This is a genomic window from Bradyrhizobium sp. AT1 (assembly GCF_001590795.1).
GTDB lineage: Bacteria > Pseudomonadota > Alphaproteobacteria > Rhizobiales > Xanthobacteraceae > Bradyrhizobium.
This window is the reverse complement of sequence record NZ_JXDL01000001.1, coordinates 3,756,733-3,763,205: the sequence shown is the minus strand read 5'-3', so window position 1 is coordinate 3,763,205 and position 6,473 is coordinate 3,756,733. Positions and strand designations below refer to the sequence as shown.

At 64.2% G+C, this 6,473-nt stretch carries 6 protein-coding genes; 3 read left to right on the top strand and 3 right to left on the bottom strand.

Features of this window, described 5'->3' with window-relative positions; all coding sequences use genetic code 11:
• Positions 1-104: 104 nt before the first annotated feature.
• Positions 105-920: a DUF2927 domain-containing protein gene (locus SE92_RS17570; protein WP_063203599.1), complete on the bottom strand. Its 816-nt coding sequence runs from the start codon at positions 918-920 to the stop codon at positions 105-107.
• Between the two features lie 167 nt (positions 921-1,087).
• Positions 1,088-1,666 (bottom strand): L,D-transpeptidase, encoded by a 579-nt coding sequence (locus SE92_RS17565; protein ID WP_063196946.1) that lies wholly within the window; start codon positions 1,664-1,666, stop codon positions 1,088-1,090.
• Between the two features lie 251 nt (positions 1,667-1,917).
• Here SE92_RS17565 and SE92_RS17560 point away from each other — a divergent pair, with 251 nt between their 5' ends.
• The 3 genes from SE92_RS17560 (at position 1,918) to SE92_RS17550 (ending at position 5,428) form a co-directional block, all read left to right on the top strand.
• Positions 1,918-3,465 (top strand): acetolactate synthase large subunit, encoded by a 1,548-nt coding sequence (locus SE92_RS17560; RefSeq protein WP_063196944.1) that lies wholly within the window; start codon positions 1,918-1,920, stop codon positions 3,463-3,465.
• Between the two features lie 127 nt (positions 3,466-3,592).
• Positions 3,593-4,111 carry a hypothetical protein gene (locus tag SE92_RS17555; protein WP_063196942.1) on the top strand — a complete coding sequence of 173 codons (519 nt, stop codon included), beginning with the start codon at positions 3,593-3,595 and terminating at the stop codon, positions 4,109-4,111.
• A 270-nt stretch (positions 4,112-4,381) separates the two neighbouring features.
• Positions 4,382-5,428: a transglycosylase SLT domain-containing protein gene (locus SE92_RS17550; protein WP_063196941.1), complete on the top strand. Its 1,047-nt coding sequence runs from the start codon at positions 4,382-4,384 to the stop codon at positions 5,426-5,428.
• A 415-nt stretch (positions 5,429-5,843) separates the two neighbouring features.
• Here the strand turns inward: SE92_RS17550 and SE92_RS17545 are convergent, their stop codons facing one another.
• Positions 5,844-6,077: a DUF3551 domain-containing protein gene (locus tag SE92_RS17545; RefSeq protein WP_063196939.1), complete on the bottom strand. Its 234-nt coding sequence runs from the start codon at positions 6,075-6,077 to the stop codon at positions 5,844-5,846.
• Between the last annotated feature and the right edge of the window lie 396 nt (positions 6,078-6,473).

Below are 6,473 nucleotides of genomic sequence, written 5' to 3'. Positions count from 1 at the left end.
TGACAGTCTCTCCACCGATGCGGTGCCCGAGCGGAGAGATCACCCCACCCCGCTCGCGCTGCGCGCGATCGACCCTCCCCCTCCAGGGGAGGGTAAGAAGCACCTTACTCCTTCAACTCGTTCACCTGCTTCACCCACGCCCGCACGTCGGCGAGCACTTCGGGCAGCACCGCCTTCACGTCCGTCACGGTCATGCCCGCCTTGATGCGGGGGTCGTACAGCACATTCAGGATGTACTGGTCGTAGACGTCGAAATAGCCCATCGAGACGTTGTCGTTGAACATGGTCCAGGGCACGCTCGCGGTGTCGTTGATCGGCCCGAGCGATTGCAGCAACTCCTCATAGGCGCAGTCGAGAAAGGTGAAGTCGCCGTTGTCGACGGTGAGGATGACGTCGGAATGCTCGATCTCGAAATTGTCGTTCTTGCGGAAGCCGGACAGGCATTGCGGGTCGAGCGAGGTGCGGATCTCCCGCGCCTTCTCGGCGCCGTAGAAGCTCGAGATGGTGCGGAACAGATCGCGGTCGCGCACCAGCTTCACACGCACGTTGGCCGCTTCGTTGGTGTCGATCATGGCGATGTCGAGATGCTGCACGCGCTTGCCGATGTCGGCCACGACCTTGGCGAGCTGCGCCTTGCGGTCGGCGCGGTCGCTCTCGGCGTAGACGCGAACCGGCCCGTCGAACTTGCGAATGCGGTCGACCCGGCCGGCGAGGTGATATTCGGCGCCGAACGCCGTCTTCAAGAAGCCGTCGACGATCTCGCCGTCGGTAAAGTTCTTCTTCTCGGCGCGCTGACGCGAGGAGATCGCGGGCAATTCACCCGCGGCGGCCATGGGTGCGGTGTCAGGCACCCATGTGAGCGCGGCGAGCGCCAGGAAAGCGACGCGAAGGCCAGGCGCGGACGGATTGATTGCGCTCATCGTCAGGCGACGCTGCCGCATTCGCGCCGCGCGCACAAGGCCGCAAATTCACGCGCTGTGCGGGTTCCCGCGTCGTCTGTCGCAGGAGAGTGACAGTCTCGAAGGGTGGGCAACGCGGAGCGTGCCCACCATCTCGAAATCGTGGGCATGCCTGCGGCAGTTGCGCCCTAATTGTTCAGCACCACCACGGTGGTACCGACCGAGACGCGGCCGTAGAGATCGCTGACGTCGTCATTGGTCATGCGGAAGCAGCCCGAGGAGACCGCCTGGCCGATCGTCTCGGGCTCGTTGGAACCGTGGATGCGGTAGAGCGTGGAGCCCAGATACATCGCGCGCGCGCCCAGCGGATTCTCGATGCCGCCCTTCATGTGGCGCGGCAGGTCGGGCCGGCGGGCCAGCATTTGCGAGGGCGGCGTCCAGTCCGGCCACTCCTTCTTGGCGGTGATCCTGTGCACGCCGCCCCAGCGGAAGCCGTCGCGGCCGACGCCGATGCCGTAGCGCAACGCCTGGCCGTTCTGGAGCACCAGATACAGCCGCCGCTCGCTGGTATTCACCACGATCGTGCCGGGGGCGTAGTTGCCGTTATACATGACGGTGGTGCGGGGGATCGGGCTGGAGCCGCCGCGAAAGAAATTCGGGCCGCCGCCCATGATGTCGCGCGAGTCGAACTCTTCGGCGAGCGCGCCGCCCATCGTGGCCGACAGCAGTGCGATGGCGGCAATCGGTGCGGCAAAAAACCGGATCATTGTCTCCCCCGGAAAAAAACGATTCAACACAGGCCACAGGCCATATTTGCGGGCTTTCCGCAAGCCACGGCCGCGTGAGGGACATCGTCCAGCCCAGGCGTTATCAAATCGGCAACCATGCCGTTTGCCGAAAAGCGTTAGCCAAACCCGCGCGGGGCAGGGCCGCGATGCCGGCACTTGCTTTGACGGGGCCTGCGAACAATGATTGATCGGACGGATTACCTGAAAAGACCGGTTGCGGAGCAAAAAGAATGAACGGTGCGGAAAGCCTGGTGCGGACGATGGTCAAGGGCGGGGTGGACATCTGCTTCTCCAACCCGGGCACTTCCGAGATGCATTTTGTCGCAGCGCTCGATCGCGTCCCCGGCATGCGCTGCGTGCTCGGCCTGTTCGAGGGCGTGGTGACGGGCGCCGCCGACGGCTATTACCGCATGAAGGGCACGCCGGCCTCGACCCTGCTGCATCTCGGCCCCGGCCTCGCCAACGGCCTTGCCAATCTGCACAACGCCAAGAAGGCCAATTCCGGCATTGTCAACATCGTGGGACAGCATGCCGTCTACCACATCGACTACAACGCGCCGCTCACCTCCGACATCGAGGGTCTGGCCCGGCCGATGTCGTCCTGGGTCCGGACCTCGCCGAATTCCAAGTCGGTTGCTGCTGACGGCGCCGCGGCGATTGCCGCCGCCAAAAGCGCACCGGGGCAGATCGCGACCCTGATCCTGCCCGCCGACACCGCCTGGAACGAGGCCGACGGCGTCGCCGAGGTTCCGGCCGAGCAGCAGCGCGCGAGCTATTCGCCGCAGGCGGTCGAGCAGGCCGCAAAAATCCTGCATGGCGACGGCGAGGGCACGCTGCTCCTGATGACCGGCAGCGCCCTCAGCGAGCAGGGCTTGGCGCTGGCCGAGCGCATCGCCGCCAAGACCGGCTGCACCGTGATGGGCCCGACCTTCCGCCCCAAGATGGCGCGCGGCCGCGGCCGTTTCTCGATCGACCGCATCCACTACGTGATCGAGAACGCGCTGCCGATGCTGGCAAAATTCCGGCACATCGTGCTGGTCGAGTCCGACGACCCCGTGGCATTCTTCGCCTATCCGAACAAGCCGAGCATGCTCAAGCCCGAGGGCTGCGAGGTCCATCGCATGACCTCCTGGGGCGAGAACTCGGTCGCCGCGCTCGAAGCGCTGGCCGGCGCCGTGAAGGCCAGCGCCAAGGACGTCAAGCCGCAGGCATTGCAGGAACTGGTCAAGCCGACCGGCGCGCTGACCCACGCCTCGATCGCGCAGGCGATTGCCTACGCGATCCCCGAGAACGCGATCATGGTGGACGAGTCGCTGACCACCGGCCGCGCCTTCTTCCCGCCGACCGCGGCCGCCGCGCCGCATGACTGGCTGCAGAACATGGGTGGCTCGATCGGCTTCTCGACGCCGCTGTCGATCGGCGCCGCGATCGCCTGCCCGGACCGCAAGGTCATCACCATGGTCGGCGACGGCAGCGCGATGTACACGATCCAGTCGCTGTGGACCCAGGCGCGCGAGAACCTCAACATCGTCACCATCGTGTTCGCCAACCGCATCTACCAGATCCTGCGCGGCGAGTTCGACAATGTCGGCGCCGGCGAGCCCGGCCAGCGCGCCAACGACATGCTCCGCCTCGACCGGCCGACATTGGATTTCGTCGCGCTGGCCAAGGGCATGGGCGTCCCCGGCCGCGCCGTCACCAATGCCGACGAGTTCAACAAGGCGCTGGCCGAAGCCGTCGCCGAGCCCGGCCCGCGGCTGATCGAAGTGCAGATGTAGGGCGGGCCGGTCGCGCCTCATGTAGCCCGGATGGAGCGCAACGTAATCCGGGACCCCGTGCGTTTTGCGAGAACCCGGATTGCGCTACGCTCCATCCGGGCTACTCATGACTGCGCCCGGAGGCACGATGCAGACCGAGCTGAACAAGGTGATCGCTGCGCTCCGGGACTTCTACGCCCACGAAGGCTTCCTGTTCGAGAAGGACATCGGCGAGCGCGCGATCACGCACCGCTTCGCCGTGCATCTGGAGAAGCAGTTCGCCGGCTGGTCGGTCGACTGCAATTACGACCGGCTCGGCGAGCGAACGCTGCATCTGCCGCACGGCACCATCATCTCGACCGACGATCATTTGGGAAAATCGATCTACCCCGACGTCGTCGTGCATCAGCGCGAGATCCCGAACAATCTGCTCAGCGTGGAGATCCGCAAGGCGAGCAATCACACGCCGCTGGAGCACGACCAGCACAAGCTGCGGGCGCTGACCGACGTCCATGTCTGGTTTCCCTATTGGATCGGCGTGCTGCTGGTGCTGGACAAGGAGCGGGTGACGATGTCGGAGGTCTATGTCAGCGGCGCCGTGGATGAGCCGCTGACGCGCTGGCTCGCGACGCGGCTGGAGGAGGTCGGATTGGGGGCGGCGCGTTAGGGCGCGGGCTCGTCCATGCCAGATGTCGAGGACGAGGCGGAGGCTACCTGGCCCGGTCGGTCTGCCGCTTATGACCCATAGCCGACCCCACGAGCGTCTCCCGCGAGGGGCTGCTCGTGGCCCAAATCGGAACACATCCCAGCGGTGAGGCCGAAAGCCTGCCCTCGTTCACCACATTTAAACCTTAAGATTTTACGAAGAGGGGTCACCCACAGGCCGCAGGACCATGCGAACAGCCTTTGTACGGAAGCCATCCATGGACTTCGGGCAATGAAGGTTTGGCAGACCGGCTGCATCGCGGCTGCGATCGCATCCGTGGGCCTTTGTCTGGCCGCCGGTGTTAGACCGGCCGCAACGGTGCCTGATGTCATGCCGGAAGCTGCCGCGAACATCGCGGCTCCCGCGACCATGACGGCTCCTGCAAACAGGGTGACGCCAGCCTTGTACGCGGATGCATCAGCCAGACTTGCGGCAGCGCTTCGGGCAGAACGAGCAGAGCCTGGCGCGGTGATGTCGGCAGGTTCCGGGCCGTTGAGCGCCGGAGCTGAAATCGCCGATGAACCCGTCGGACCAAAATTGGCGTCGTTGGGACAGGATATCGTCCAACCGCTGCCGGCAGACCGCGATGCGTCGGACGGTGCTCCGAAAGCGGCGTCGACGCCGGATTTCCGGTATCTCACCTACTACGTCTGGTCCGAGCTGCCGCCCGCCGAGAAACCGGCGGAGATCGTCTTGCGTGCGTTCAAGGACATTCCGGTCGGAACGCCGGCCGAAGAGATCAAGCGCGCGTCCGACGCGTTTGGTCTCGATTTCAATTTCATGATGGCGGTTGCCAAGATCGAATCCGGCTTCAATCCCAACCAACGCACCGGGTCCTATATCGGCCTGTTTCAGCTGAGCCACTATGAGTTCGGGAAATTCGGCTTCGGGCAGATTCGCAATCCCAGGGACAACGCCGTTGCGGCCGCGTACAAGATCATTACCGAGGGCGTCCAGTTCGGGTGGATCACGCACCGGACACCCGACATGAGCGACCTCTATTTGATCCATCAGCAGGGCTGGGAAGGCGCCGCTCAGCACATCAGCCAGCCCGCTCGCACCGCCTGGAAATCCATGTGCGCCACCAGCGAAGGCAAGGAGAAGGGCGAGAGGTGGTGCAAACGCGCGATCTGGGGCAATGCACTTCCGGCGTACAAGCGCAGCTGGAAATCGGTGGACAACGTGACGTCAGAGGCGTTCGTCGGCATGTGGCGCGGCCGGGTCGCTGAATTCTACACGAAATATCTGGCGACCGCCGCTGCAGCGGCAAGCCCGTAGTTGCCGCTGTCGGCAGGGCCCTGCCACGCCTGCATTGCCTTTAGCTGCCGTGAAGAAGTAGACGCGGCCAGGTAGACCAAGTCCGCTCATGGTTCATGAGCCGACCCCATGAAAGCCTCCCGTCAAGAACCGCTTATGACCCGAACCGGACGTGCTCGCTAGGCCGCATTGCGTTAAATGTATCAGCAGCGCCAAAGACACGTGATGATGGCTCGCTCGATACCGACGCCTCGCTGGTTCGCGGCGGCCCTTTTCCCAACGCTTGTGTCGCAAATTTGTAAGACTGCAACAATCCGATCCGGCAGTATGGAAGCGGACGCGACCTGCCATTGCGAGAAAGGCCGTTCGCATGATGCGAGCGGCCTTCGTCGTCTTTGTGGCAGCGCGCGCGTGATGCGCGCACGCCGCGACGTCGTCAGTAATAGCGCTGCTGCGAATAGGCGTAGCGCGGGTTGATGCCGCAATAGGCCGAGGTGCCGGAAGCGCTGGCCTGGCACTGCTGGTAGCTCGCGAACTGGCAGTTGCCGGGATAGCCCCACATGCGGCCCTGCAGGCAATATCTGTCGTTCGTGGGGTGGGCCTGGGCCGTCGGGGCCATTGCGACCGCCAGGGCCGCGAACGAGGCGAGGGTGAGGATGGTGCGACGCATTTCAGTCTCCATTCGAGAAGAGTTGCAAGAACAGTTCGACAGGCGCAGTTCGACAAGAGCAGTTCAATGAGGGAACACGCAGCTCGATCTGTCGGTTCCGGGATTTGCCCGACACTTTGTCGTACTTGTCTTGGTGTCCGCAGTGGGCATTGCGTTCGACATGCGTCTATGATGCGCCAAGCCGTGGCGAGCAATGTGATCTCGGCCACAGTTCGCGATGGGCTTTCCGGCCTATCGTGATCGGACTTGCCCGCGTGGCTGCCGCAAAGGCCCGCACGCTTTCCTCATTCGGATCAGGCAATTTTGGAGGTTCTGATGCAAAAGTCATATTTGCTGGCCGCGACAGCGGCGCTGGCGCTCATCTTGCAAACGCCGCTCGCGTCGGCCCAGACCGCG